20 protein-coding genes, 2 tRNA genes and 1 riboswitch are annotated in these 24,180 nt (G+C 50.9%); of the genes, 16 read left to right on the top strand and 6 right to left on the bottom strand.

The genetic code is table 11. The features are described 5' to 3' along the window. Positions 1–52 precede the first annotated feature (52 nt). The gene (locus tag IEX98_RS27485; RefSeq protein ID WP_188892888.1) at positions 53–1,270 is read right to left on the bottom strand and encodes an MFS transporter; all 1,218 of its coding nucleotides are present in this window, start codon (positions 1,268–1,270) and stop codon (positions 53–55) included. Positions 1,271–1,450: 180 nt separating this feature from the next. Then, positions 1,451–2,077 (bottom strand): TetR/AcrR family transcriptional regulator, encoded by a 627-nt coding sequence (locus IEX98_RS27480; protein ID WP_188892887.1) that lies wholly within the window; start codon positions 2,075–2,077, stop codon positions 1,451–1,453. A gap of 284 nt (positions 2,078–2,361) precedes the next feature. Here IEX98_RS27480 and IEX98_RS27475 point away from each other — a divergent pair, with 284 nt between their 5' ends. The 7 genes from IEX98_RS27475 to IEX98_RS27445 all read left to right on the top strand — a co-directional run bounded on the left by IEX98_RS27475 (position 2,362) and on the right by IEX98_RS27445 (position 11,552). Continuing rightward, positions 2,362–3,816, top strand: a complete 1,455-nt coding sequence (locus IEX98_RS27475) for a 4-hydroxyphenylacetate 3-hydroxylase family protein (protein WP_188892886.1) — start codon at positions 2,362–2,364, stop codon at positions 3,814–3,816. 50 nt (positions 3,817–3,866) lie between these two features. Continuing rightward, positions 3,867–5,051 (top strand): FMNH2-dependent alkanesulfonate monooxygenase, encoded by a 1,185-nt coding sequence (ssuD, locus tag IEX98_RS27470; protein WP_188892885.1) that lies wholly within the window; start codon positions 3,867–3,869, stop codon positions 5,049–5,051. A gap of 20 nt (positions 5,052–5,071) precedes the next feature. Continuing rightward, on the top strand, positions 5,072–6,196 hold the full coding sequence (gene sfnG, locus IEX98_RS27465) for a dimethylsulfone monooxygenase SfnG (RefSeq protein WP_188892884.1): 1,125 nt from the start codon (positions 5,072–5,074) through the stop codon (positions 6,194–6,196). Positions 6,197–6,334: 138 nt separating this feature from the next. Beyond that, complete coding sequence (locus IEX98_RS27460; protein WP_188892883.1) at positions 6,335–7,756, top strand: APC family permease; 1,422 nt, start codon at positions 6,335–6,337, stop codon at positions 7,754–7,756. Positions 7,757–7,777: 21 nt separating this feature from the next. Then, positions 7,778–8,983 (top strand): acyl-CoA dehydrogenase family protein, encoded by a 1,206-nt coding sequence (locus IEX98_RS27455; RefSeq protein WP_188892882.1) that lies wholly within the window; start codon positions 7,778–7,780, stop codon positions 8,981–8,983. Positions 8,984–9,002: 19 nt separating this feature from the next. Continuing rightward, positions 9,003–10,187: an acyl-CoA dehydrogenase family protein gene (locus IEX98_RS27450; protein ID WP_188892881.1), complete on the top strand. Its 1,185-nt coding sequence runs from the start codon at positions 9,003–9,005 to the stop codon at positions 10,185–10,187. Between the two features lie 180 nt (positions 10,188–10,367). Continuing rightward, positions 10,368–11,552: a MalY/PatB family protein gene (locus tag IEX98_RS27445; protein ID WP_308421835.1), complete on the top strand. Its 1,185-nt coding sequence runs from the start codon at positions 10,368–10,370 to the stop codon at positions 11,550–11,552. A gap of 20 nt (positions 11,553–11,572) precedes the next feature. Here the strand turns inward: IEX98_RS27445 and IEX98_RS27440 are convergent, their stop codons facing one another. Then, positions 11,573–12,175, bottom strand: coding sequence for a YdcF family protein (locus IEX98_RS27440; protein ID WP_188892880.1), 603 nt, complete (start codon positions 12,173–12,175; stop codon positions 11,573–11,575). Between the two features lie 147 nt (positions 12,176–12,322). Here IEX98_RS27440 and IEX98_RS27435 point away from each other — a divergent pair, with 147 nt between their 5' ends. After that, positions 12,323–13,507, top strand: a complete 1,185-nt coding sequence (locus tag IEX98_RS27435) for an acyl-CoA dehydrogenase family protein (protein WP_188892879.1) — start codon at positions 12,323–12,325, stop codon at positions 13,505–13,507. Positions 13,508–13,632: 125 nt separating this feature from the next. On the opposite strand, the gene IEX98_RS27430 is transcribed toward IEX98_RS27435, so the two are convergent. The 3 genes from IEX98_RS27430 to IEX98_RS27420 form a co-directional block, all read right to left on the bottom strand. Continuing rightward, positions 13,633–13,709 (bottom strand) — tRNA-Pro (locus tag IEX98_RS27430). A gap of 8 nt (positions 13,710–13,717) precedes the next feature. Further along, positions 13,718–13,793 (bottom strand) — tRNA-Thr (locus IEX98_RS27425). An 85-nt stretch (positions 13,794–13,878) separates the two neighbouring features. After that, positions 13,879–14,091: a YrzA family protein gene (locus IEX98_RS27420; RefSeq protein ID WP_188892878.1), complete on the bottom strand. Its 213-nt coding sequence runs from the start codon at positions 14,089–14,091 to the stop codon at positions 13,879–13,881. Positions 14,092–14,261: 170 nt separating this feature from the next. Beyond that, positions 14,262–14,346, top strand: a riboswitch (cyclic di-GMP riboswitch). 93 nt (positions 14,347–14,439) lie between these two features. Between IEX98_RS27420 and IEX98_RS27415 the strand changes: the two genes are divergently transcribed. The 8 genes from IEX98_RS27415 to IEX98_RS27380 all read left to right on the top strand — a co-directional run bounded on the left by IEX98_RS27415 (position 14,440) and on the right by IEX98_RS27380 (position 23,826). Then, positions 14,440–16,188, top strand: coding sequence for a methyl-accepting chemotaxis protein (locus IEX98_RS27415; RefSeq protein ID WP_188892877.1), 1,749 nt, complete (start codon positions 14,440–14,442; stop codon positions 16,186–16,188). A gap of 1,609 nt (positions 16,189–17,797) precedes the next feature. Then, entirely contained in the window at positions 17,798–18,181 is a 384-nt protein-coding gene (locus tag IEX98_RS27410) for a GntR family transcriptional regulator (RefSeq protein ID WP_188892876.1), read from the top strand. Between the two features lie 3 nt (positions 18,182–18,184). After that, the gene (locus IEX98_RS27405) at positions 18,185–18,889 is read left to right on the top strand and encodes an ABC transporter ATP-binding protein (protein WP_188892875.1); all 705 of its coding nucleotides are present in this window, start codon (positions 18,185–18,187) and stop codon (positions 18,887–18,889) included. Then, positions 18,886–19,641 carry a hypothetical protein gene (locus tag IEX98_RS27400; protein ID WP_188892874.1) on the top strand — a complete coding sequence of 252 codons (756 nt, stop codon included), beginning with the start codon at positions 18,886–18,888 and terminating at the stop codon, positions 19,639–19,641. The genes IEX98_RS27405 and IEX98_RS27400 overlap by 4 nt, the downstream gene beginning before the upstream one ends. 235 nt (positions 19,642–19,876) lie before the next feature. Continuing rightward, positions 19,877–20,794, top strand: coding sequence for a prenyltransferase (locus tag IEX98_RS27395; protein ID WP_188892902.1), 918 nt, complete (start codon positions 19,877–19,879; stop codon positions 20,792–20,794). 26 nt (positions 20,795–20,820) lie between these two features. Next, positions 20,821–21,549: a DUF6081 family protein gene (locus IEX98_RS27390; RefSeq protein ID WP_188892873.1), complete on the top strand. Its 729-nt coding sequence runs from the start codon at positions 20,821–20,823 to the stop codon at positions 21,547–21,549. Between the two features lie 158 nt (positions 21,550–21,707). After that, positions 21,708–23,129: a sensor histidine kinase gene (locus tag IEX98_RS27385; protein ID WP_188892872.1), complete on the top strand. Its 1,422-nt coding sequence runs from the start codon at positions 21,708–21,710 to the stop codon at positions 23,127–23,129. Continuing rightward, positions 23,122–23,826 carry a response regulator transcription factor gene (locus IEX98_RS27380; protein WP_229692425.1) on the top strand — a complete coding sequence of 235 codons (705 nt, stop codon included), beginning with the start codon at positions 23,122–23,124 and terminating at the stop codon, positions 23,824–23,826. Before IEX98_RS27385 ends, IEX98_RS27380 begins: the two co-directional genes overlap by 8 nt. The last annotated feature ends 354 nt before the right edge of the window (positions 23,827–24,180 follow it).

The raw sequence follows: 24,180 nt of genomic DNA, 5'->3' as shown, positions 1-24,180 counted from the left end.
ATAAACGAGGGGGTCCTGTATGCTGATTCTTCTATTATTATCTATTTGTGGTTCACGACTGCGCCGCTTTCAATTTCACTTTGCGATCGAGCATGAAGCTGAGCAGAACGCCGATCAAGCCTAGCGTTGCGAGTCCGGCGGCCAGCCAAGTGAGCGAGTGCAAACCCGCCAAAGTGATGGCGGCACCGCCTGTATAAGCGCCCAGCGCATTGCCGATATTCAAGGCCGAATGGTTAGCTGTAGCCGTGAGCATCGGCGCGTCTCCGGCTAGCGTCATTGTCCGCAGCTGAATGCCCGGCAAAATGGCAAAAGCGGCAACGCCCCACAGGAAAATAGTGATGACGGCAAGAATCGGATTAGACAGCATAACGGTCAATGCCGCGAGAACGATGGCAAGCACAGCGTAGTTGATCGCTAAGTACGGGAGCTGCTTCCAATCGGCCAATTTACCGCCGATGATGTTGCCGATTGTGACGCCGATGCCGAAAATAACGAGAATCCAGGTGACGCTGTTTTCCTGAAAGCCGCTTATTGATTGCAGGACAGGCGAAATGTAAGTGAACATGGCGAACAGGCTAGCGCAGCCGAACAATCCGAAGAGCAATGTCAGCAGCACTTGCGGTTTTAGTACGCTGCTGATTTCCTGCGCGAGGCTCGAAGCTTTGTCTCCACGGATGACGGGTATAAACCGCATAATGCCAAGAAGCGAGAAAATACCCAGTATCGTAATGACGCCGAAGGAAGCCCGCCATCCGAAATGCTGACCGATAAACGTTCCGATCGGTACCCCGATAATATTGGCGATTGTCAGGCCTGCCAGCACGATAGATACGGCGCTGCCCCGCCGCTCGGGACTAACGAGGTAAGTGGCGATCAGCGATCCGACGCCAAGGAATGTCCCATGGGCTAGTGCAGTCAGAACGCGGGCGCCAACGAGCAGCGGATACGTCGGTGCAATCATGGAAAGTGCATTGCCAAGAATAAAAATTAGCATCAGCAAGATTAATAATCTTTTTTTAGGCAAAGAGTGGGTAAGCATGGTAAGTACCGGTGCACCAATCGCAACGCCCAGCGCATATGCGGTAATAATTTGTCCAGCCTGCGATATCGTTACATTCAAATCCGCAGCTACGTTTGGGAGCAATCCCATCACGAGAAACTCGGTCATCCCGATCGCGAAAGCACCGATGGTCAAGCAGATGAGCGATAGTGGAAACGCCCCTTTTTTCTTTAATGGCGCAGCTTGTGCATGCTGCAAAGTAGTGTTCATTTTACGGCTGACTCCTATCCCCTGAAAGTATGGCTTAGTCTCTCTTTTCTCTATTTGCAGTTCTTCAAGAAAGGTAAGCTTATCATAATCGTTCTGCAGGAGCAGCACAATCACACATCTTGGCTTTGTTTTCGCCTGTTTAGGAAAATGTTATATATGTTGCTTAGGTTGAAAAATACGCTAGGAGACGACAAAGCCCATTGCCCGATAACCGCCCAAAATAGATAAGCGCGTCAGCTGCAGCGCCATATGCCGCGATGAATAAATCATGCGCTGCTCCATCCATTTTTTCGCGGAGTGGAAGGTGGAGAAGCTGATATGGTCAAGCAGCAAGTCAACGGGGACAGCTTGTTTCTGGCTCATGCCAAGCGAGCTGATGCGGGCGTAAAACGCGTCGCGAATGACAGCGAACATCGCATTCGGATAGTCATTGGCTGCTGAAGCGGGTCCAAGACGCGTGAACAATACGATATAGAAGGGCTCATTCTCCTCTAAGTGGTCAAACAATGTGGAGAAAAAAGGGTCTGGCTCATTATAATCGGGCAGATAGGCTGCGGCATTTCCTGCAATTAACAACCTTGAAAGCTCATCGAGCTTAGCTTTTGTCATTTGATCCAGCAGGTCGAATTTGTCGCTGTAGTAGGCATAGAAAGTAGAGCGGTTCACATTCGCCCGCTCGGTAATATCTTTAATCGCGATGTCCTCAATCCGCTTTTCCTGAAGCAGCTCCAGCAGCGCTCCGCTGATGAACTGCTTCGTCCGGCTAACGCGGCGATCCTCATTCAGCTGGTTTTGTTCGGCTGACATACAATAATCCCTCCTATACAACAAATGAACTCCTAATGTTGGAAAACCAACACGCCATTCTCTTCCATAACTATCTCATTCAATGGGTGACCGCCAAACAGTTTGCTGCCCAATGTAGGATTAAGTGATCAGGATCCATACAAAATGGATTCAAGTGTCGGATTTGCAACGTTTTAGGCCCAATTAATGGTTGAAGCCGAATAATTAATAGCTATCATAATAAATAAAACCAATTAAATCAATTGGGATAGTGTAAAAAGTTTATTCGAAAAGGGGAGAACGGATTGAGGGGAGATACTTTCGTTCGCAGCTTGGACGATGGCCGGAAAATATGGCTGGAAGGGACGCAAATTACAAATTTGCCGGAGCATCCCGCCTTTAAGGGAACGCTGGATACAATAAGGCAGCTGTTCAATATGCTGGACGATCCATCAGTTCAACAGATCGTAGGCTATCAAGTCGGACAATCGGATCGTTACTCACATAGCTCATTCCTTGTTCCGTACACGGGGGAGCAATTGGCCCAGCGAAGCCGGTCATTTGCCCGCTGGTCTCAGGAAACGCACGGTATGATGAGCAGGTTGTCCGACTATGCTCGTTCTATCGTAACCGGGTGGTATGCAGCAAGAGAAGAGCTAGGGACGCTAGACCCGCATTTTGCAGATAAAATTACACGCTATTACGAGGAAGCCAGGGATCAGGACCGTTTCTTGACGACGGCTATTATTGACCCGCAGATCGACCGGTCGAAAAATTTGGACGATGCGCGCATTGCCGACCGTTTCCTTCATGTCGTACGGGAGAATAGCGAGGGCATCGTCGTTAGCGGTGCGAAAATGATCGCTACGGGAGCGCCCTACACGCATGATTTTATTATTTCGTCGTTTTTGAAGTTCGACGCCTCCAACCGCAACCATGCTCATGTGCTAATCGTGCCCGCCAATTCGCCAGGACTGCATATCGTGTGCCGGGAGACGTTCGCAAGCGCGAATGAACGAAATCATCCGCTCAGCTCCAAATATGATGAGATGGATGCCGTGCTTTTCTTCGATGAAGTGCTGGTTCCGTGGGAACGGGTTCTCCTGTACGGAGATGCGCAGAAGGTATTGACGCTGCGCGGCAACCGAACCGCTAATGCCCTCGCCTTTCATCAGAATATCGTTCGCTATGTAGCGAAGCTGGAGTTTGTAACGGGCGTAGCGTTTGCGGTAGCGGAATCGATCGGTGCCCAAGGCTTTCTTCATGTACAGGAGAAGCTTGGCGAGCTGTTGACCCAGGTCGAAGTGATTAAAGCGCTGGTGATCGCTTCCGAAACGCAAGCAAAGCCCGATGCATCCGGCGTGCTCGTCCCCGAGCTGTCGTATATCGATACGGCACGTAATATTGGGACGAAATTTTATCCGCGCGCGCTAGAGATTTTGCAGCAGGTGGGCGGCGGCGGTTTCGTTCAAGCGCCATCCGGTGTTGAGGACTTTTACGGACCGCTTTCTGAGCTGATGCACAAATATTTCGAAGGCGCCTCTGTCAGCGCGGAGAAAAAAGTGCAGCTGTTCAAGCTCGCCTGGGATTTGATCGGCAGTCCGCTTGGCGCCAGACATGAGCTTTACGAGCGCTTCTATGCGGGTGATCCGGTCAGGGGCTATGCCAATCAATATGCCGCCTTCGAGAAGGAGCGGCTGACTGATCCGATTTGGGATCTCCTCAAGCGGACGAGCAAGGAAGGGAAGACGCTGGTCTAACTTACGGGCGGCGAGCACTTCAAATTCTGAATTAGAAGGGAAGAACGAACATGGAATTGTTTTGGTTTATACCGACTCACGGGGACGGCCGTTATCTCGGAACGGCTACAGGCGCAAGAGCCGTTACTTATAACTACTGCAAGCAAATTGCGCAGGCGGCAGACGAGCTTGGCTATAGCGGCGTGCTGTTGCCGACAGGAAAATCATGCGAGGATGCTTGGATTGTCGCTTCCACGCTGGTGCCCGTTACAGAGAGATTAAAGTTTCTCGTTGCTGTTCGACCCGGTCTGACGCTGCCGACCGTTGCTGCGCGAATGTCCGCCACGCTGGACCGTTTCTCGGGCGGCAGATTGCTCATTAACGTGGTGGCGGGGGGCGATCCAATTGAGCTGGCTGGCGATGGACTGTTTCTTGATCATGACGCCAGATATGAGCTGACCGATGAATTTCTTCATATATGGCGTAAGGAGCTTGCAGGAGAGACCGTTGATTTCGAAGGTGAGCATCTGCGGATCGAAGGCGGCAAAGTGCTTTATCCGACTGTGCAAAAGCCGTATCCGCCGCTGTACTTCGGAGGATCGTCGGAGGCGGCAATGGAGGTCGCGGCTGATCATGTCGATGTGTATCTGACTTGGGGAGAACCGCCGGAACAGGTTCGCGGCAAGGTCGAGAAGATGAGGGCACTGGCCGCTGCGAAAGGGCGGAAGCTCAAGTTCGGCATCCGGCTGCATGTTATCGTCCGTCCGACGGAGGAAGAGGCGTGGCAAGCGGCAGAGGAATTAATTGCTCATTTGGATGAGGCAACGATCGCTTCAGCGCAGCAAGTTTTTGCACGGATGGATTCCGAAGGGCAGAAGCGAATGAGCGAGCTGCATAAAGGGGATCGCTCGAAGCTGGAGATTAGCCCGAACCTCTGGGCGGGCATCGGACTTGTACGCGGCGGAGCGGGAACGGCGCTTGTTGGCAGTCCGGAAAATGTGGCGGCGAGAATTAAAGAGTATGCCGAAATCGGCATGGAGACGTTTATTTTATCCGGATATCCGCATTTGGAGGAAGCGTATCGGACAGCCGAGCTGCTATTCCCGCTGCTGCCGCTGAACAAGCGTGAAGGACAAGATGAAAGAGCGTTTATTAGCCCATTTGGGGAGCTGATCGCCAACAACGAAATTCCTTCCTCGAAAGGGAGCGAAGCGTCGGAGGCTGGGGTTGCAGAAGCTTCTCCGGCGAGATCATAAAGAAGGAGGTTCATATGGAAATGGGTGCAATCGAATTTGGCTATTGGGCTCCACTGGAGGATGGCGGGCAGGTTGCGACAAAGCTGGTGCAGCGAACCGATTCGTCGTTTGAAGCCAATGTCCGGTACGCGGATACTGCAGAGAAGACGGGCTTCAGCCAGATGCTGCTGCCGACGCGCTTCGTCGCCAGCAGCGACGCTGAAAATCAATGGGAGTCGCTCACCTTCGCCGCGGCTTTAGCGGTCAAGACTAAGTCGCTTGGCTTAATCGCCGCGGTCGCTTCCGGCTTATGGCCTCCGGCTATCGTGGCGAAAATGCTGACGACAATCGACCATTTGAGCGGCGGCCGAGCTGCCATCAATGTTGTCAGCGGCTGGCTGAAGGAGGAGTATATCGCTCTCGGTCAGCCGTGGCTCGATCATGACGAGCGCTATCGCCGCTCGGAGGAGTTTATTGAAGTGCTGCGCGAGCTGTGGACGTCGGATCAGGCCACCTTTGCCGGCGACTTCTACCGGCTTCGCGACGCGGACTATAAACCGCGCCCGCTTCAGACGCCAGGTCCAACTGTTTATCAAGGCGGCAACTCCAAAGCTGCAAAGCGTATGGCGGGCCGGGTGTCGGATTTCTACTTGATGAACGGCAACCATCTGGAAGGCTTGAAGAAGCAGATCGATGAAGTGAGCAGTTACGCCGCTGAATACGGCCGGACGGTCAAATTCGGAGTGAATGCTTTCGTTATTGTCCGGGATACGGAGGAGGAAGCGAAGCAAGTGCTGCGGGACATTATCGATAATGCCGATACGGCGGTCGTGGAAGCGTTCCGCGAGCAGGTGAAGCAGGCGGGTCAGGCGTCATCGGAACGCGAAGGGATGTGGGCCAATTCCAGCTTCGAGGATTTAATCCAGTTCAACGACGGCTTCAAGACCGGGTTGATCGGAACGGCTGAACAAGTGGCGGAACGTATTGCCGGCCTGAAAGAGATCGGCATCGATCTGGTGCTTACCGCCTTTCTTCACTATGACAACGAACTGGAGGCTTTCGGCAAGCAGGTCATTCCGCTCGTGCGGAAGCAGGAGGCAGCAGCCGATGCCAACACTAATGCGGATGGAACCGTTCGCGAAGAAGCAACGGCTGCGGGAAGTTAGCGGTTGTCGCATTTAATTGTAAGATGAAGGGATCCGATCGGACGACCGAAGGCTCTCCACTTTCCCAAAGGCAGGGAGATGCGGAGCAGTCTTTTTTTGATGCCTATATCGCTTTAAAACGAAATTTAGGAGGATTTTATGATGGGTAATCAAGCGACCGAAGCAATGTCCACGGGTCAATTAACGCCTGCAAAAAAGTTAAGTCTGTTTGACGCAATTGGTTCAACGCTGGCACAGATGGCGCCGGCAGCCGCTATCTATTACGGCTTGCCGGTTATCTTTATCGCGACCGGCATCGGCTCGCCGCTCACGATTCTTTTATCCGCAATTGCCATTATTATCGTAGGGCTGAGTCTCACCCGGTTTTCCGCCAAGCATCCGTCGAGCGGCTCGCTTATCAAATATATCGGGATGGCGTTCGGCGGCTTGACCGGAACGGCGGCCTCCATCGTCTTTATAGTCGGAACGGTGTTTCTTGCGGGCTCGGCTTTTATTGAGCTGGGAGGCTGGACGTCAGACTCATTGGCGCTCTACGGCATTCATGTCCATTGGGCGATCCCGACTGTTGTACTTGGCCTCCTCATATGGGGACTCACGATTATCGGAATTGACCGCTCGACGAAAATCGCAACGATTGCGCTCGTCATTGAGGTGCTCGTGCTGGTCGGCGTGTCGGTCTACGTGCTTCTTGATCCGCCGGCGGGCTTGTCGCTGAAGCCATTTGCTCCGTCCTCTATTACTGGCGGTCTGGCCGGCATCGGACTAGGGTTCCCGCTAGCCATCTATTTGTTCATCGGCTTTGAGAACTCCGCCGCGCTGGCGGAAGAGACGCAAAATCCGAAGCGCAACACGAAACGCGCTGTGCTCATCAGCATCGCGGTCATGACGGTGTTCTATTTGTTCGTCAGCTACGCTGTCGTCACTGGCTTCAGCAATGATAATGAGTCGCTGATCAAGAGCTCGAACCCTTTTATAGAGGTTGCTGACCGTTACTTGGGCCGGTTTGCATTTCTGGCTGTGATTGCCGGCTTTACGAGCATCGTCGGCATGACGATCGCTTGCTTGAACGGCTTCTCTCGCGTCGCCTTCAATTCGGCTCGTGAAGGGCTTATCCCGGCGAAGCTTAGTTTTGTTTCCAAATGGCGGACGCCAGCCGGCACGTTATCGCTGATAAGCGGACTTGGCATCGCTTTTGCACTGCTGTTTGGTTTTGCGGGCGGCGCATGGGTGACTGGCTTTGGCTATTTAGGCACGATCGGTACGATTCCGCTGCTCATTATTTACGCACTGCTTAACATCGCCGTTATCATCTACCCGAATAAGGATTTGACGATTATCCAGCGGTATGTGCTGCCTGTGCTGGGCGTAATCAGCATCGCGCTTCCGCTATGGGCGATGGTTCAGCCCGGCCAGCCGAAGCCGGTCAGTTATTTTCCATGGATTATAGCGGCGGTTGTTGTGATTAGTCTGATCTATGCTTGGGTTCAAATGAAGCGTGATCCGTCGATCGCGCAGCGAATCATTTCCGGTACAGGATCCGGAGAAGAAACGGCGGCTTAATTATGAAGGAGGTTTTACGGGATGACAGCAGTAAATACGACAACAGTTTCGGAAGCTTCATATGAAGCGTTGATCGCCGAAGTTCGGCGGACAGTGGATGAAGTGATTAGACCTAATGCAGAGCGGATTGATAGGGAAGGCGTATTTCCGGCAGAAAATCTGCAAGCGCTGGCGGACGCAGGGTGGAACAGCATGATTATTCCGACCGAATATGACGGTCTGGGTCTCGATTATAGAGCGTTCGCGCTCGCAGCGGAAGAGATCGGCAAGGGCTGCCCTTCTACTTCTCTAATCTATGTAATGCATGTAGGGGCGGCGCAAACAATCGTCTACTACGGCTCGGAGGATCAGAAGAGGCGCTGGCTGAAGCCAGTCCGAACGGGTGCGATTGGCACGCATTCCATGAGCGAGAAAGCGACGGGAGGCCATACCTGGTTCAATCTGAGCGAGGCGAAACGTGATGGTAATGATTATGTGCTGGATTTGGAAAAGTCGTTCACGACTAGTGGAGGGCATGCCGACTTCTACGTGCTCCAGACCCGGACGCCAGGTGCAGAGAAGCCGACTGATCTGAGCTATTTCATTGTCGACGGGCAGGACCCCGGCATTACAGCTGGACCTTGGGAGGCGCTCGGTGTTCGGGGCAATCAAAGCGGGCCGCTAAAGCTGGATGGCGTAAAGGTGCCGCGTGCGGATTTGCTTGCCGGGGAGAACAGGGCGATTGAAATCGCATTTAATGGCGTCGATCCGCTTTATTTGCTAGGCATCGGCTCCGCTTGGATCGGGGTGGCGGAGGAGGCGTTGTCCATCGTCGTCAACCGGGTGAAAAATACGGTGCATCGCGATTTCAACCGCAGTCTTGCCGATTATCAGGTGATTCGCCAGCAGCTGGCGCAAGCGAAAATTGCGTTAAGCAGCTTGAAGCCTTGGCAGCTATCTTTGGCCGACAAGTACAACCGGTATGAAGCGGAGGGCAGGCTGCTGGGCGAGCTTTGGTACGAAGCGACTGAGTTCAAAATCCATGCAACGGAAGTTGCCAATCAGGTCGTCTCCATTGCCATGGACGTAACCGGAGGGTACGGATACAAGAAAGGGACGATCGAACGGCTGTACCGGGATGTGCGGGCTGGACTTGTACTGGCGCCTTCTAATCATTTGGCGAGGGAGCTGGTCGGCAAGGATCTGGTTGGCCAACCGCCTGAGTTATTCACGCCGGGCGGCGATTAAAGGGAGGAGGAATCGGCATATGGCAGCAACGGCGGTGCAACAGCAGCAATATAAGAGCTTAGCTGCGGAATTGGCGAAGCGGTTTGGCGAGGATGCCGCTCAGCGTGACAAGGAGGGCGGCACGCCCAAGGAGCAGCGCGACTGGATTCGCGACAGCGGCCTTCTAAAGCTGCTCATTCCTCTAGAGTATGGCGGGGACGGCGGACAATGGTCGGACGTGTTATGGGTTGTGCGTGAATTCGCCCGAACCGATGCAGCCTTGGCACATGTGTACGGCTATCATTTCCTTTGCCTCGTAGCCCCCCATTTGGCTGGCAGCGAGTTGCAAAAGGCGTACTTCTATGAAACGACAGCCAAGCACAATTACTTCTGGGGCAATTCCTCCAATCCGCTTGAGAAATCGATTATCGGCACACGTCTGGAGGACGGCGCTATCCTTGTGAACGGCAGCAAATCATTCAGCTCCGGGTCGCCGGACTCAGATCTGCTCGCCATTTCATGGAATGATAGCTCATCAGGGGACTACTACGAAGGTATTATCCCCACCTCCCGTCCTGGAGTGACGGTTCATGACGATTGGGACAATATGGGCCAGCGGCAAACAGGCAGCGGCAAAGTCTCCTTTGAGTCGGTGCGGGTGGAGCCGGATGAAATACTGGAAACCCCTTATGCAGGGCAAACCGTATTTTCTACGCTCATTCCGCAGCTGTCCCAGAGCATATTGGCCAGCATCTTTATCGGCAGCGCAGCGGGCGCACTGGATGAGGCGAAGAGCTATACGAAGACAAAATCGAGGCCGTGGTACACATCGGGCCTTGACGACGCGTCTGCGGAACCGTCCACAATAAGCCGTTACGGTGAATTATGGATGGCCTATCAATCGGCACTCAGTCTGGTAGAGAAATCGGATCGCGAGCTCGATATCATATGGGCCCGAGACGTTGCTTTGACCGAAGCCGAGCGGGGGGAGTGTGCGGTTATTGTGGCAGCAGCCAACGTTCAGGCCAGCCGGATGGCGCTTGAAGTGACGAGCCGGATTTTTGAAGTGATGGGTGCAAGGGCAACAGCTTCCCGATATGGCTATGACCGTTTCTGGCGCAATGTCCGTACGCATTCCTTGCATAATCCGGCGGAGTTCAAGCTGCGAACCGTCGGAAACTGGTTTTTAAACGACCAAGCTCCCGTTCCTGGTTTTTATTCTTAATCCTAAATATAAAAAGCGATCCCTCCGTCTATAGAGCAGACGAAAGGATCGCTTTTTATATTTAGGACTCGTTTCGGGTAAGCATCTCTTTCTGGAAAAGCCAATCTGTCGGTTCCAATCAAAATGTCGATTTGGTATGATGGATAGAAACGCAGACTTGAAAAGAGGCATAAGACAACGATGACGATGACTAATCCATTTGATCAATTGTTTAATAGAAAGAATACGAGATCTTATAAATGGGATGATATGAAAAAGCTGTTTGGCAGCTCGGAGCTATTGGCGTTATGGGTGGCTGATATGGATTTCGGATGCCCGCCAGCTGTGCGCAAAGCGGTAACCGAACGCGCCGAGATGGGGATTTACGGCTATACGTTCTTTTCAGACGAATACTATGGGGCAATCACAAGCTGGTATAGCCGGCGCCATGGCTGGAGTATTGATCCGAAGTGGATCGGCAATTCGCCTACGGTCGTCACTTCGATCAGTATTGCTGTAGAGCTATTGAGCTCGCCGGGCGATTCCGTCGTTATTCAAACGCCAGTATATCCTCCTTTTTACGAGGTTATTGAGGACAACGGCCGCATTGTGGCGAAAAATCCGCTCGTCATCCGGAATGAACGCTTTGAGATGGATCTTCCGCACTTGGAGACGTTGTTCCAGAACGGTGCAAAGCTGATGATTCTATGCAGCCCGCATAATCCAGGCGGCCGAGTATGGACGGAAGAAGAGCTTCGAGCGCTTGGCGCATTGTGCCTGCAATACGGAGTGACGGTCATTGCCGACGAGATTCATTGCGACTTGACGTTCCCTGGGCATAAGCATACTCCGTTCGCCTCGCTCTCAGCTGAACTTAGCGATCGGACGATAACGTGCACGGCTGCTACGAAAACGTTCAATTTGCCGGGTATTCAAACTTCTTACTTTATTACAGCTAACAAAGAGCTGAAGCAGCGCTTCGATAAACGGCTGCAGGTGCTTGGTCTTAATTATCCGCATCATTTTGCAGAGGCAGCTATCGTCGCGGCTTATACGGAAGGAGAAGAGTGGCTGGACGGCTTATTGGACTACGTGAAGGGCAATCTCGATTTCGCCGTCGATTACTTGTCGGAGCATTTGCCGGAAGTGAAGCCGCTCAGGCCGGAAGGAACTTACTTGCTGTGGGTGGATTGTCGCGGGTTAGGGATTGAGTCAGGCAAGCTGAAGAAATGGATGGTTGAGGAGGCAAAAGTAGCGTTCAGCCTAGGATCGGCATTTGGCACAGAGGGAGCAGGCTGGCTGCGTATGAACCTGGCTGCCCCGAGAGCCATTGTCGAGCAAGCGCTGAAGCAGTTTTGCGAGGCAGGCCGGCTGGCTCTGAAATAATTTCAGAGGCCAGTCCGCTGTCAGCTGCGAAACGGCGACGTAACCTTATAGCCTATATAATAGAACAGCTCCCGAAACAGAAAGGGAAGCTTCGTTTGCAGGCTTTTGTAGGCAGAGCTTGGGGTGGGTGCGGCATAGGCGTCCATCCCGAGCTTTTTTGCAATGGTAAGCGCCCGTTTCATATGAAGGGGATCGCTGACGATCGCAAAGGTATGAAGCTGATGTTCTTTCGCCAGTTCTCCTGCAAAGCGTAAATTTTCCTCAGTAATCGTCGATTCCGTCTCAACGAGAATGGCCCCCGGATTCACACCTTGTTCCAAGGCATAGTCACGGGATACAATCGCTTCTGTCCATTGGCCGCCGTGTCCCATTCCGCCGGTGAAAATAATTTTCTGCACATAACCCTGCTCGTAAAGCCAAATGCCATAGTCGATTCTTCCCCGCAGCACGGGGGAAGGTTTGCCGTCCCAGACAGCTGCCCCCAGCACGATAACCGCGTCTGCGGCCATAGGCTCGCGGGGTTTGCTGAATGACCAAATGTCATAGGCTGCATAGCCTATTGTTAGAACGGCAATGAGGAAAGCAATAGTAATGATTTTATATAAGGCTGGTTTCTTTTTCATAATGGACTAGACGCTGCATGCGCCGGAAAGTTTCATTAAAGGATGCAAATCATTGTAGAGCCGCTTTTATTATACTAAATATATCGATATACTATGAATAATAGTGTAGTTATACATTCGAATCAGAATGAGGGAGTTGAAGAGCTGATGTCCGAGTTTTCCAAGCAAGATCCATTTATACGAAATGAACGGGAGGCGGTCATCGCTGCAAGGTCGGATAGATTGGCGGAATTGTTCGCTGGCCGGGCTCCCCGGCATGATCTTGATGGCAGTTTTCCGGTTGAAAATTTTAAAGATTTGCGGGAAAGCGGTTATTTGGCGTTGACTGTTCCACAGGCTAATGGAGGGGAAGAGGCTTCGCTGTATGAATTGGTGCTGGCGCAGGAGCATTTGGCGCGCGGAGACGGCTCAACGGCGCTTGCTGTCGGCTGGCATGTTGCGCTAGTCATGCAGCTTCGAATATCGCAGGCTTGGCCGGACTCGCTCTACGCGGCATTAAGTCAAGAGATTGTAGAGCGCGGCGCTATTTTCAACAGCTATGCCAGCGAACGGGCGACCGGGAGTCCCAGCCGCGGAGGCAAACCGGAGACGACGGCTGTGCGTACCGAAGGCGGCTGGCTGATCAATGGCCGGAAGACGTTCAGTACGCTTAGTCCAGTCGCTACGCATTGCATGGTCTCGGCCTCGGTGGAGTCGGAGGACCGTGTTGGTGAGTTTTTTGTCCGTATCGGGGAAGGCGTTGAAGTTGATGAAACCTGGAACACGATGGGCATGAGAGCGACGGGCAGTCATGATCTGGTATTCAAGGATGTGTTTGTTCCAGATGGTGAATCGATTGCGGGTGCGGCCCTGCGTCCCAAGACGCCGGCGGATTCCGATCATGGGGGAGCGATGCTTCATATACCGGCCTGTTATATCGGAATCGCGCATGCCGCGCGCGATTTCGCGCTGCGCTTCGCAAAAGATTACCGGCCTAACAGTCTGAATGGTCCGATTGCAGATTTGCCGAATATTCAGCGGCAGCTTGGCGAGCTGGAAGCTGAGCTTATTACAGCTCGGACGCTCTTGTACAGCTTGGCGGACCGCTGGGACCGCGATCCTGCAGGAAGAGCCGAGTTGCGTGCCGATCTGGGTCTTGCCAAATACGTGGCAACGAATGGGGCGCTTCGCATAGTCGATCTGGCCATGCGGGTTGTAGGAGGCGCCGGCCTGTCCCGCAATCTTCCGTTGGAGCGGTATTACCGGGATGTGAGAGCCGGGCTGCACAATCCGCCTATGGATGATGTGGCTTTGTCGAACCTCGCCAAGCGGGCGCTTTCTTCAACAGAATAATTGGATGATGCGAAAATTACGCGAGAAACCCGCAGCCCGGATCAGCCGGTCTGCGGGTTTTATATTTAATAGGAAGAAATAAAAAAGAAGCTTGATAGAATCAAGCTTCTGGAATGTCTAATTAATGGTCGGGATGACACGATTTGAACATGCGACCCCCTGGTCCCAAACCAGGTGCTCTACCAAGCTGAGCTACATCCCGTCCTGTGATGGTGCCGGCGATAGGAGTCGAACCCACGACCTACTGATTACAAGTCAGTTGCTCTACCAACTGAGCTACACCGGCATAAAATCTCTCAGGCACAAAATGTATTATGCCATAAACTAAAAAGATAATGCAACTGTTTTTTAAGAAATTTATAAATTTTTTTTTATTGCTTCTTTACTTTGAAATGAACTACTGCACTATAGTGCATTTTACCCGTGTTCGGATTGAACGCGGAATGATGCTGCACAGCATGCACATCCAGCATAAGCCCTTTATTATTCTCGATCTGCCGGTCGATATGCTTTTCCAGCGTACGTAGGTCGTAAGCCTCGAAAAACTCTACTTTGTTTTCTATCAAATCCAAACGGAAGTCCATGACCATTCTCCTTATGCCCTCAGGCTCTGCATATTTCTTATTTGTGTCCATTATAAACAACCGGTAAAGATGCGTCCAATCGGTAAAAATATGAATATATTTTGTTAGACAAACTGGCAAAAATGTCCTAAACTAGAAGGGTGTCGAAAGTGGTCGAAAAATAGAAAATGAACTGAAAAGGGCAAACTTGTTGAAAAACAAGGACGCAAAGTTATGGGCCTAAGGTTACAAAACTATGGCTGCCAGACCACCAGATCAAGGGAAATGCGCTGAAATCAGGCTATCCGACCATCTGTGGTCGGATAGCTTTGCACTTTTTCGGGGATAGGAAAAGGAGATAAAGGACAGATGGCTCTATGGAAAAAGTGGCCGAATCAGGCGGCCATGTTCGTGAAAAAGCAGAAAATCACGTCTAAGCTTCTGCTAATTACGTCGCTGATTACTATTTTCAACGTGGCGGCAGGGGTATTGATTTACACGCAAAATTTATCTGTATCGAAAGCGATTGACAGCTCCAACGAATTTGGTGATACCGAACGGGAGTACAAAGCATTGTCAGATACAATGCTGCGTACGATGCTTCTAATGATCAATTCGATTGAGAACGGGGAAGATGAATCGGAAGTAATCGAAAAATCGATGAAGCCGATTCCTGATATGCTTGCGAGCTTGACGAAAAGCTTCGAAAAGATGGATAAAAAATATCCAGCGCAAGAAGGCGATCTGGAGTACAGCAATCAAGTGAAGGTTTTCCAAATGGCTTACAATAGCTTGAGCGGATTTGCTATGGACAACGCGGAGCTGCGGAGCGATATGAAGTCGCTGCGTATCCGGGAATTAATCAGCGTCTACACGATTACTTTGAGCTATGCGAATGAAGCTGTCGAGGCGCGAATGAATGTTGACCAAGCATCCAATGAGAAGCAGCTCGCAAGAAGCGTAGATGCTGCGAATACGTTTATTATCATTAACGTTCTGCTGTTGGCCATACTGCCATTTTTGATGTCCTATTCGCTTAGCCAAAGCATCAAAAAAGGGTTAAAAGGCATTATGGGCCGGATTGATGCCTATAAAAACAGCGATTTTACATACGATCTGAAAGTGGACCGGTATGATGAGTTCGGGGATATCGACCGGATGTTGTCCGAAATGGGCCATCGTTTGCGCGATACGATCAAATCTACGCTTGAAGTAAGCGGAACGGTGCTCAGCATGTCCAATTCGATGGGTGAGATGGTTGACCGTAACCGTACAGCCTCCGAGCAGGTTCGCGATCAAATTAAGGTAGGAACGGTTACCTTGTTGTCGCAATATGACGATGCATCTTCCATTTCTGCTGTTACCGAACAAATCTCGGCTAGCTCTGAGGAAATTGCCGCATCCAGTGATTATATCAATAGCGATATGCGTCAAATGCGTCAGGCTTCCCAAGAAGGCGCGCAGGATATGGAAGGCGTCGTTGAGATGGTTAACCAGACGGTCGAGCAATTCGAGCTCGTTAATGATTCCTTTAACCGCATTGTGCAGCGCTTCGGCAATGTGACGAAGTTTCTGGGCGGCATTCAAGATCTCAATACGCAAACGAATCTGCTATCGCTGAATGCCTCGATCGAATCGGCTCGCGCAGGCGAGCACGGAAGAGGGTTTGCTGTCGTGGCGGAGGAGATTCGCAAGCTGTCCGGCCAGACCGATATGTTCTCGAAAAACATTACGAAAGAGCTTCAGTTCATTCAGAGCGATGTTGCATCCAGCAGCGATCGCCTGGGTTCCTTCTCGCAAGTTATTGCAACGACGAAAGATGCGTCGATTGCCGCAAGCGACATGTTCAAGGGGCTGGAGCAGCAAAGCAGCGCGTTGTCTGAGCAGGTGGGCGAAATCTCTACCGCCATTGCGGAAATTACGTCTGGCATGACCCACATCGTAACAGCGGTCGACAAGCTGCTGCAAACGTCCTCTGACGTTAACGGCAAAATGGACGTGATGAGTGGTCTCTCCGAGCAGCAAAACTCGGTATCCGACCAACTGGGCGCCCTTGCTGGCGAGCTCAAGCAATCATCAGGTATACTGAAAGAGAAAGCAGCCGTATTTAAAGTGTAAAAAGAAACCGAAGCCTGTGGTTCATCCCGATTATAGGGATGTGCCACAGGCTTTTTTGTTTTGTTGAATGAGTTAGTGAGAACGTTGTGTTCGTATGATGGTTTAGTCGTTGTTCATTATTCGTGTAAGAAATAACGTTAGCTGCCTCGTACGAAAGGTGGGGGTTAGTTTATGTAGACGTGGGCTAGTGCAGGGCGTTGGGTAATTATGCGTATGCAGCTAGAGTGCCGAGTAACGAATAGGTTTGGAGGTAGACTAGCTTAACTGTCTTCAGATGCTAAGTAACCGCATCTGGCAAAGTAGGGACTGACTAAGGCCAGTTCGATCAAACACCCGTAAGAAGTCGAAGGTTAGTTATTAGTAAAGTGTGCTTACGGTGGGGGTTGTGCAATTCTGCGTATTCGGCTCAAGGATCAAGTAACTAATTCATTGAAATTTAGCGAAAACAAGTTCGCTGTAGGAGGAGCGCCGTCGCTAGACAGTCGAATAGCGAAGTTGGCTTCGTAAAATAGTTAAGTATGTTCGCTATAGCGACAGTTAATCGTAGCGGACAGCCGAACAGCGAAGCTGGCTTCGCAAAATAGCGAAACAGGATCGCTATAGCGAGTAGTACGTTGCAGGGAAACCAACAGCGAAGCAGGTTCGCAATATAGCGAAGCTAAATTCGCTGAACGGTCATGCAGGAGCACGGCTCGGGCCAACAGCGAAGCGAATTTCGCAATTGGCGAACCTAGGTTCACGAGTAGCGAAGTTTGCTTCGCTAAAGTGAAGCTGAGGGTGTGCGAGGAGCCGAACAGCGAAGCTGGCTTCGCAAAAAAGCGAAACAGGTTCGCTATAGCGAGTAGTACCCTTGCTAGAAGACCGCCAGCGAAGCGGGTTCGCAATATAGCGAAGCTAAATTCGCTGAATGGTCATGCAGGAGCACAGCTCGGGCCAACAGCGAAGCGAATTTCGCAATTGGCGAACCTAGGTTCACGAGTAGCGAAGTTTGTTTCGCTAAAGTGAAGCTGAGGGTGTGTGAGAAGCTGCACAGCGAAGCTGGCTTCGCAAAATAGCGAAGTAGGTTCGCTGGGGCGATAAGATATCGTCGCGGACAGCCGAACAGCGAAGCAGGTTCGCAATATAGCGAAGCTAAATTCGCTGAACGGTCATGCAGGAGCACGGCTCAGGCCAACAGCGAAGCGAATTTCGCAATTGGCGAACCTAGGTTCACGAGTAGCGAAGTTTGCTTCGCTAAAGCGAAACTGAGGGTGTGTGAGAAGCTGCACAGCGAAGCAGGTTCGCTGTAGTGTAGAGCAGCTTCGCAAAGAGCAGAACAGCGAAGCAAGCTTCGCAAAAAAGCGAAGCAGGTTCGCTATAACGCTAGAGCCCGGGTGTTGCCAGCGGCCACATCAGCGTCCCGTGCACACACCCCCTCCGCCAATCGCTAAAACCCCTGCAGCACAACTCCCGCCCGCCGCAAAAGCCGCACAACATACCATTCCGCGGCGGCAGAAATATTTTCCACAAATACCTCTTTACACAACTGAAAACATAGTGTACTATTTACCTATAACACCAACACAATAGTACAGCAGCAGCGTAAACTGCTATAAGGAGGATCGCCATTGTGACAATGGAGTTCGATAACAACCAACCGATTTATTTGCAAATCATGAATCATATGAAACGGCAAATTATTGTAGGCAAGCTCAAACCGGGAGACAAAATCGATTCGGTACGAGAGCTTGCAGCGGAACTGCAAATTAATCCGAACACGATTCAACGGACGTTTCAAGAATTGGAGCGGGAAGGCATTGTCGAAACAAGACGCGGCTTAGGCCGATATGTGACAAGTGAGGAGTCGACCATTATGAGCATTAAGAAGGAAATGGCGGGTGAATTGCTGGATCGCTTCGTAATAGGGATGAGAGAGCTTGGTTTTGAAAGTAAGGATATTATTACAATTGTGTCCGAAGCGGTGTCCGAGAAGGATAAGAAAGGTAGTGAGTGATAGATGAGCAGCATTTTGAAATTAACGTCAGTGTCGAAGCGTTACACATCTTCGCGGAATGCCCTGCATAACGTTTCGTTTGATCTCCAGGCCGGCAAAGTTGTAGGTTTGCTGGGCAGTAATGGCAGCGGTAAAAGTACGATTATGAAGATGGCCGCCGGTTTGCTCCAGCCAACGTCGGGTACGGTCTCCGTTACGGGAATTCCGGTAGGAACGGCTTCAAAGGCGGTTACGTCCTTCATGCCGGATCGTCCGATGACAGAAAGCTGGATGCGGGTAAAGGACGCAGTACTTTTTTATCAAGACTTCTTTTCGGATTTCGATAAAGTGAAGGCGACGGAGATGCTGCGCTTCATGAATGTGAATGAAGATGAAAGAGTCGGTGCATTATCCAAGGGGATGAGTGAACGGCTGCATTTGTCACTCGCGCTCTCCCGCAACGCCAAGCTTTATTTACTGGATGAGCCAATTGGAGGCGTTGACCTCGTTGCGCGCGATAAAATATTAGACGCGATCCTGCAATATTACAGCGAGGAAAGCTGTTTGGTTGTATCTACGCATCTGGTGAGCGATATTGAACGGATTTTCGACGAGGTCGTATTTATTCGCAATGGTTCGGTCGTGCTTCATGAGGAAGTCGAAACAATCCGGATGAAGTATGGCAAGAGCGTAGAAGAGAAATTCAAGGAGGTATATGCGGAATCATGAACAATCTGCTTAAAATAATGAAGTATGACTGGAAGCGCAACAATGTGGCGTTCACGACATTTACAGCCGTCTTCGCAATCGTGCAGCTGTTCCTTTTATTTAGCCATAGCCTGCTGAATTGGAACGCAAATATCGTATATATATTTAGTTCTGTAGGCTTCATAGTACCTGTCTCGATGATTGTCGTGTTCATGTGTAAAACGTATGCAGCAAACCTTTCCTCCTACAGCAGACGTCTCATTCCGGTATCGGGCGGGTGGACAATCGCCTCTCCACTTGTGTTAGGATCAATAGCGCTTATCCTTTTGCCCTTCGTTTTTTATGGATATAGCGAGCTTTATAATGCAGTGACAGGTTCAAACTTCCATGTACTGAATCCTATCGTAGATTCGTTGTCTAATGTCGCAGCCGCTTTGATCATCTACTTTTGGACTTTGCTTTTCTTGACGATCGCAATCCAGTTCAGTATTACGCTTGCCAAATCTGTTTCGATAAAGAAGTTGGGTCCATGGGTCGGTATTGCGGCGTTCTTCATCATACAGATGGTTGTATCGTGGATCGATAATTTGCTGTTCGATAATGATGGCAGTTTCAATTTTGTAGCTGAGACGGACTCGGCAGCGAATGTCATCAGCTATCAAGTCCAATTGTGGAATGCACAGTTATGGGGCTCAGCAATCCTGCAAGCAGTCGTTGCTGCTATCATGTTTTATACGATGGTCAAACTGTTGAACAAACGGGTTCAGCTTTAGCACTGGCTCTAGTCCAATCCCGCCTGCGGGTATATACGAGCCTTATATGCAGAGTAGTACCGAGGAACGATTTCGTGATTGCGGGAATCGTTCTTTTTGTCATTTTTTGAACCATTCGCCCTATTCTTGCTGTTGACGCTCGGCTGGGGGAGTGGTTCAATTAATAGTGGACACGATGATGATTAACCGCTGCCTTTCATAAAATGAGACAGCAGAGGGGATAGCAAAAATGGAAATGAGCATTGCGAAGCAATTTATGAAAGCCGCCCGCATTCGAGTGCTGCCGGTCATGCTGATTCCTGTTGCGCTTGGCGCTTTGGGAGCTTTTGTATGGGATGGCAAGCTGAACTTGTGGCTGCTTCTATTAACACTGATTGGCTCGGGAGCGGTGCATTTGTTCTCGAATATGATTAATGACTTATGGGATTACTACAACGGTACGGACGATGCTGCGCATAAAACAGAAGGCGCGATATCGACGAACTCCGGTTTTCTGACGAAGGGAACCTGGCAATTGCGAACGTTCGCGGCCGTTACGTGGGGACTGTTCGCACTGGCAGCTGTGTGCGGCATTATCTTATCGTTTATAAGCGGTTGGACGGTTTTAGTATTTGGGGTGCTCGGCGCATTACTGGCATATTTCTATGTAGCGCCGCCGATTAAATTCGGTTATAGGGGAAAGGGATACAGCGAGGTTGCGATTTTGCTGTCGTTCGGTATTCTACCCGTTGCCGGGGCTTATTATGTGCAGGTATCCGAGCTGGACTATCGCGCGCTAATGCTGTCCCTGCCAATAGGATTGCTGACCACACTTATTTTATTCAACCACCACTTTCTGCATTGGCAGGCGGACAAGCAAGCGGGGAAAAAAACGCTGGTCGTCGTATGGGGCGAGCGTCGTGCCCTCGTATTCTCGCGCTGGCTGCTGGCACTTGCTTATCTCTCCTTAATCGCTTGCATATTGGCGGGAGCGCTGCCATTCTATGCGATTATCGCTTTGCCGACGGCATGGCCGCTTTACCTGGTGTATGGGAGACTGAAGGAGAAGAATGAATCTGTGGCCTATTTGCCGCTGATGGGGGCTTCTCTACAGGCGACAATACGCTGCGGCCTCATACTCATTATCGTTTTGATTGTGCAAGGATTGATATAATACGAACAGGAGAAGAGGAATCAGCAATGGCAAAACAATGGACGTTAGGCGACTTTGATACGATACTAGATGAAGGAAAAGTATGGACGATCGGCGGCTTCCCGCTTCCGGACGGCTCATTCTGGCAATATCGCGAGCCCGATGCGGTCGTTATCGTAAGAAACGGCATTTTATATGTAAGAGCTCCGCTTAGCCGCAAGCATGATCAAGTGCAAATTCTCGATAATGCGAAGCATATGTACTACTCAGCTAAACCGGTTGAAGTGCCGGAGAATGGCGAAATCAGCTTTGAACTGCAAATTCGTGCCCGTTCGCAAAATACGGCGCCTGGAGATCTATATGACGGCTATGTCTCGCTGAATTTACTCGATTTTACGACCGGCGGAGCGCTGGATTTTTTCGCTGGCAATGATAAATACGCAAGTGTCTACGCCGTACTGCCTTTCCCGGGCGTTCCCGTGCCGGAGTCGGACAAGACCCGCTTCTTTTGCATTTTTAAGGAGGCGGAAGATTTCAACGCCAGAGAGTTTAATACGTACAAAATAACTTATAATCGGGCGCAAGACGAGATCGTATTTTTCGTCAACGGCCGGGAAATCCGCAGAGAGAAAGGCGTGCCCGTTAAATTCAATCAGTTCACCGTCGCGCTGGGCATTATGACGGAGAAGGATTTGACGCCGGAGGGCAGCGTATCGATTCATGGGCAGACTGTAATTGGAGAGTATTCGCCGATTACGATCACCATAACCGAATAATTACCCAGGAAATCATCGACGGAAAATGGACTCGCGAAGGCAACAACACCGCGGGTCCGTTTTTTTTTTCGCCAAGTTGATATCACATAGGGTTGACGACCCAATCCGATCAACGCTATGGTTAAAGATACCTAGATGAACAAAAAGGAGCTGCACCGATGCTTTTCGTGTTGATCGCGCTATGGGGCGTTGCATTAATATTGCTTTTATCCGATTCGAGATCGGCGATCAACCGGCGGCTCAGCGGAGTTGCTTTTACAGGCGGAGCAGGCGCTTTGGCCGCAGTTATTGATGGTACGATTATTCCGCATGTGGAGGCGGTTTCCTCTTCCAGCGAGACGGCTGTACAAATGCTGTATATGATGCAAGCGGCCTCCTCGCTGACTTCCTACTACGGCTTGCCGTATACGTTTCTGTTGTTCTCGCTTGCTTATCGTCCGATTAAGCCGTTGACGAGACTTGGCCTTACACTTCCTCTGCTGCTGTTTGTGCCGATTGCCTTATGTCTGCTGTTCACCCCGGGCTATAACGAGCTATATCCGATTACCTATAAAATTGTCGTCTGGTGGGCGGTCCCATACATGCTGTTCGGGACGGTCAATGTACTGTTAAAGCGCAATGGACTGGCCTCGCAAACGCGCAAGCATGCCATAGTATGTCTCGCAGTGCTTCCAACCGTGCTGCTCAGTATGACGATGAGCTACGTGCTGCCGAGCTTCGGCCTGCTGCGGATGTGGGTGTACAACACTTGGTTCGTCAGTATCGGCGTAGCTGTATTCCTGATCGGAATGTTTACTTACGGCTTTATGGGCGTTCGAATTCTGATCGAGCGGCGCAGGCTGGATACGACGCTACGGGCAGTTACATCAGGTACGGCTATCCTCAATCATGCGATCAAAAATGACGTCGGTAAGATGAGGCTATTCGGCGAAAAAATGAAAGCCTATGCCATTGAGACAGGTCAAACGGAGCTGCTGGCCGACGTTGAGACCGTTCTGCATACGTCTCGTCACATTCAAGAAATGATCGGCCGGGTTCACCGGCGGACGGAAGATTTGCAGCTGCGGACGGCTGCCGTTGATCTTAACGTATTTATCGAAAAGACAATCCAATCCTTTAAGCCGATGCTTGGCAGCGTCAGGTTGCGGCTTGAACTGCCGGAGGCGGACTGGAGAGTGATGATCGATCCTGCGCAGGTTGGAGAATCGATGTCTAATTTGATCTCCAACGCGCTGGAAGCAATGAAGGGTGAGGGTCAGCTTACCGTTCAGCTTAAGGAAACGAAACGGGAGCTATGGATTCGGATAGCGGATACCGGTCCGGGTATGGGGAAAACGCAGGCGGTAAAGGCGCTGGAGCCGTTTTTTACGACAAAAAGCGGTGACGGTGCCAACTTTGGCCTAGGGCTGCCCTATGCCTATAACGTTATGCGCAAGCATGGCGGCACCTTGCAAATCGCCAGCCGGCGGGGCGAGGGGACTTCTGTCAATCTCGTCTTTAGAAAAAACGCGGTGCGTGCGATGAGAAAAGATCCGCAGGCCGAGATATCGGTTAATGAAGGGAGGGAAGCCAATGGATAACGGGCATGACATGGAGTTGATCCGAATATGGATCGTGGAGGACGACAAGGATTGGCTGCGAGGATTGTCCGCGTATTTGGGCGGGCAGCAGGGATTTTCGCTTGTTTTTACAGCAAGCACGCCGGATGAGGTGGAGCAGGTATTGGAAGAGGATCCAGCCCCGCCGGATGTCGTTCTAATGGACATTATGCTGCAAGGGCAGCCGGAGGGCATTCGATTGGCGGAAGCCGTTGCTCTCTCGACTGGAGCGCGTGTTATTATGCTGACTTCGATGGAGGAAAAGGAGCTCATTTTACGTTCTTTTCAAGCGGGAGCGATCGATTATCAGATCAAGTCCGATTTCGAAACGCTGCCGGATGCGATCCGGAGCGCAGCGAAACGGCAGTCGCCGATAAGCGCCGCCGCCGCTGAGCAAATGCGGGAAGAATTCCGCCGGTTAAAAAAGCTGGAGCGCGAGTTTGAGGCGAAAAAAATGAGCGACCGCATTACGCCAGCGGAGCTGCAGCTGCTGGAGCTGATCGACGAGGGCTATACGCAGACACAGATCGCCGATAAACTTGTCGTCTCGGTCCGCACCGTTAAAAACCACATTAACAATGTGCTGAAGAAGCTGCAGTTCAGCGGCTCTAAGGAAGCGGCCCGGGAAGCGAAGGCAATGGGTTTGTTTAAGCGCAATAGTGATGAGGATGACAGCTAAAGTAGCGCTTGGTGCATTAAGACCGGGATCGCTGCGCGTTTTGGTTCATGCTGCTATTCTTGATTCCATTTCTTCAATCGCTCCCACGATGAAAAATGAATAGAATCTGCAAAAAATCATCCTGAACTCAAAACGCTCCGCTCACCCTTGGTGTGCGAAATATTATGGCGGACTAGGGCTACCTAGCGTCTTTTGAATAAATTAAAATGTAAAAATACAGTTTGTTAGCCGCATTACCGGCGATTTATCGCATCAAAATGCAAAAGTGCAGGTTGATCGACCTAAATAGCGCCAATAAGCCTGATTTCAAGGTTTTCAAATGTATTTTTGCATGTTGAGGGCTGTTTTTGGCCT

This window comes from Paenibacillus radicis (ex Gao et al. 2016), from assembly GCF_014641555.1.
Taxonomy (GTDB): Bacteria; Bacillota; Bacilli; order Paenibacillales; family Paenibacillaceae; genus Pristimantibacillus; species Pristimantibacillus radicis.
Note: the sequence above shows the minus strand (reverse complement) of the source record. Positions and strands in the feature narration are given on the sequence as shown.

Excerpts from the sequence above, each read along its gene's own strand:
- IEX98_RS27485 (WP_188892888.1), bottom strand. The coding sequence starts at position 1,270 with ATGAACACTACTTTGCAGCATGCACAAGCTGCGCCATTAAAGAAAAAA.
- IEX98_RS27480 (WP_188892887.1), bottom strand. The coding sequence starts at position 2,077 with ATGTCAGCCGAACAAAACCAGCTGAATGAGGATCGCCGCGTTAGCCGG.
- ssuD (WP_188892885.1), top strand. The coding sequence starts at position 3,867 with ATGGAATTGTTTTGGTTTATACCGACTCACGGGGACGGCCGTTATCTC.
- sfnG (WP_188892884.1), top strand. The coding sequence starts at position 5,072 with ATGGGTGCAATCGAATTTGGCTATTGGGCTCCACTGGAGGATGGCGGG.
- IEX98_RS27460 (WP_188892883.1), top strand. The coding sequence starts at position 6,335 with ATGATGGGTAATCAAGCGACCGAAGCAATGTCCACGGGTCAATTAACG.
- IEX98_RS27455 (WP_188892882.1), top strand. The coding sequence starts at position 7,778 with ATGACAGCAGTAAATACGACAACAGTTTCGGAAGCTTCATATGAAGCG.
- IEX98_RS27450 (WP_188892881.1), top strand. The coding sequence starts at position 9,003 with ATGGCAGCAACGGCGGTGCAACAGCAGCAATATAAGAGCTTAGCTGCG.
- IEX98_RS27445 (WP_308421835.1), top strand. The coding sequence starts at position 10,368 with ATGACGATGACTAATCCATTTGATCAATTGTTTAATAGAAAGAATACG.
- IEX98_RS27440 (WP_188892880.1), bottom strand. The coding sequence starts at position 12,175 with ATGAAAAAGAAACCAGCCTTATATAAAATCATTACTATTGCTTTCCTC.
- IEX98_RS27435 (WP_188892879.1), top strand. The coding sequence starts at position 12,323 with ATGTCCGAGTTTTCCAAGCAAGATCCATTTATACGAAATGAACGGGAG.
- IEX98_RS27420 (WP_188892878.1), bottom strand. The coding sequence starts at position 14,091 with ATGGACTTCCGTTTGGATTTGATAGAAAACAAAGTAGAGTTTTTCGAG.
- IEX98_RS27415 (WP_188892877.1), top strand. The coding sequence starts at position 14,440 with ATGGCTCTATGGAAAAAGTGGCCGAATCAGGCGGCCATGTTCGTGAAA.
- IEX98_RS27405 (WP_188892875.1), top strand. The coding sequence starts at position 18,185 with ATGAGCAGCATTTTGAAATTAACGTCAGTGTCGAAGCGTTACACATCT.
- IEX98_RS27400 (WP_188892874.1), top strand. The coding sequence starts at position 18,886 with ATGAACAATCTGCTTAAAATAATGAAGTATGACTGGAAGCGCAACAAT.
- IEX98_RS27395 (WP_188892902.1), top strand. The coding sequence starts at position 19,877 with ATGAGCATTGCGAAGCAATTTATGAAAGCCGCCCGCATTCGAGTGCTG.
- IEX98_RS27390 (WP_188892873.1), top strand. The coding sequence starts at position 20,821 with ATGGCAAAACAATGGACGTTAGGCGACTTTGATACGATACTAGATGAA.
- IEX98_RS27385 (WP_188892872.1), top strand. The coding sequence starts at position 21,708 with ATGCTTTTCGTGTTGATCGCGCTATGGGGCGTTGCATTAATATTGCTT.
- IEX98_RS27380 (WP_229692425.1), top strand. The coding sequence starts at position 23,122 with ATGGATAACGGGCATGACATGGAGTTGATCCGAATATGGATCGTGGAG.